The 2,027-nt window shown below is 60.5% G+C and carries 2 protein-coding genes; one reads left to right on the top strand and one right to left on the bottom strand.

Translation table 11 applies throughout. From position 1 onward, the window contains the following. Positions 1-451 (bottom strand): GNAT family N-acetyltransferase (locus ACFFAR_RS31725; protein ID WP_375509293.1); only part of this gene is annotated, 451 nt, incomplete at its 3' end. A gap of 321 nt (positions 452-772) precedes the next feature. Between ACFFAR_RS31725 and ACFFAR_RS31720 the strand changes: the two genes are divergently transcribed. Further along, positions 773-2,027, top strand: a 1,255-nt coding sequence (locus ACFFAR_RS31720; protein ID WP_375509292.1) for a TAXI family TRAP transporter solute-binding subunit, incomplete at its 3' end; no start/stop codon positions are given.

Below are 2,027 nucleotides of genomic sequence, written 5' to 3'. Positions count from 1 at the left end.
CCAGCTTGTAACCCTCATGGCTGGCGATAAAACCGAGTTTGTCGTAGAAACGGTGGGCGTCGGCACGAGTCTTGTCTGTCGTGAGCTGCACGAGATTGCAGCCACGCGTCCTGCATTGCGCGATCGCCCATTCGAACATCTTCTGCCCCAGGCCTGAATCGCGGCGGTGCGCGGCTATGCGCACCGCCTCTATCTGTCCCCGCCATGCGCCCATGCGCGCAATGCCTGGAATAAACGTAAGTTGCAACGTGCCGATCACTTCGTCGTTATCCGTGACGACCATGAGGTGCTGATTGGCGTCGGAGTCTATGGCTTCGAATGCAGCGACGTACCGCCCGTCGAGCGGCGTGCCGACTATCTCGCGCTGGCTGCCGAGCGGGTCATCGGCGAGCATTGCAACGATCGCGGAGATGTCGGCCAAGCGCGCCGACCTGAATTCGATGTGTTCCATTGAGCTTCCTTCAATACTTGCCGAGCGATGAACCTGGCTCGCGTCGAATGCGGCCGTCGTTTTGCCGACCGCGCTAGCGAGACCTTCGATAGTCCGCCTCTTCCCGATCATGCCGAGTATCCGTCGGGCCGGACGCACTGGAAAGCACCATTGCATTCTACGGACGAATTCAGGGAGAATCGTGCGAAATGGCGCCTCCGGATCGACGAGACAGGAACGGATGTCGCGGTGACGGGGCTGATTGTTGAGTACTATGAGGCGGCCAGGAACAGATAGTCCCGGGCGTTCGCGGTGAAGCAGAAGCATCTCTGACGGGTTCTCATGAAAAAATATCGCCCGCGTCTTCCGCAAGACCATTCGCACGTGGCATGGCGGGAGCTTTCACTGACATCGTTGCCGATCGCGCTGGTGTTCGTCGCGCTGGTCGGGCTGGCTGTCTGGGTTGCCGATCCCGCACCGCCGAAAACCATCACCATCAGCGCAGGTCCGCTCGACAGCTCGCTGCTGAACACCGCGAACACGTATAAAAAGATCCTGGCGCGCAATGGCATCACCCTCAACGTGCTTCAATCCGATGGTTCCGTACAGAACCTGCAGCGGCTGATGGATCCCAAGCAGCACGTCGATATCGCGCTCGTGCAAGGCGGCGTCTCCGATGAAGCCGCGAGGGCTTCGCTGATGTCGCTGGGAAGCATCTTTTATATTCCCATCGTGGTGTTTTATCGCGGCAAAGGCCTGACGCAACTCTCGCAACTCGATGGCAAGCGCATCGCAATCGGGCGCGAGGGCAGCGGCACGAGGATGTTGTCGCTCAAGCTGCTGGAGGCGAACGGCATCTCCTCCCACGGTGACACGCAACTCGTGCCGGTCGACGGCATGCAGGCGGCCGAGCAACTGGTGGCAGGCAAGGTCGACGCCGCCATGCTCAGCGGCGATTCGACCACGCGCACGCTGATGCTGCGGCTGCTTGGAATCCCGGGCATCTCCGTCATGGATTTTGCGGAAGCGAGCGCCTATACGCGGCTCTTTCCCTATCTCAATCAAATCGATCTACCCGCCGGCGTTCTCGATCTTCGCAGAAAATGGCCACCCGATACGCTCCACCTGATTGGTCCGACCGTTGAAATCGTGGCGCGGCCGAATCTGCATCCGGCCATATCGGATCTGCTGATCGAGGCGGCGCAGGAGATCCACGGCGCGGCCGGTCTGCTGCAGCGCGCGGGCGATTTTCCGAGTACGACTGCGCACGAATACCGGATCAGCGAAGACGCGACGCGCTATTACAAGTCGGGCAAAAGCTTTTTGTATCGCGTGTTGCCGTTCTGGGTCGCGAGCATCACGGACCGGATCCTGGTGCTTTTGTTGCCCGTGGCCGTGCTGCTGTTTCCGGCATTGCGGCTGATTCCCGCGCTTTACGGATGGCGCGTGCGTTCGCGGATTTATCGATACTACGGTGCGCTGATCGCGATCGAATGCGGTGCGCTGAGCACGTCGACGGAGGAGCAGCGCATGGCGCTGCTTGCGGAGCTCGATGAAATCGAGGCATCGCTCAACACGCTGCGCATGCCGCTCGCTT

This window comes from uncultured Caballeronia sp. (assembly GCF_964243625.1).
Taxonomy (GTDB): domain Bacteria; phylum Pseudomonadota; class Gammaproteobacteria; order Burkholderiales; family Burkholderiaceae; genus Caballeronia.
Note: the sequence above shows the minus strand (reverse complement) of the source record. Positions and strands in the feature narration are given on the sequence as shown.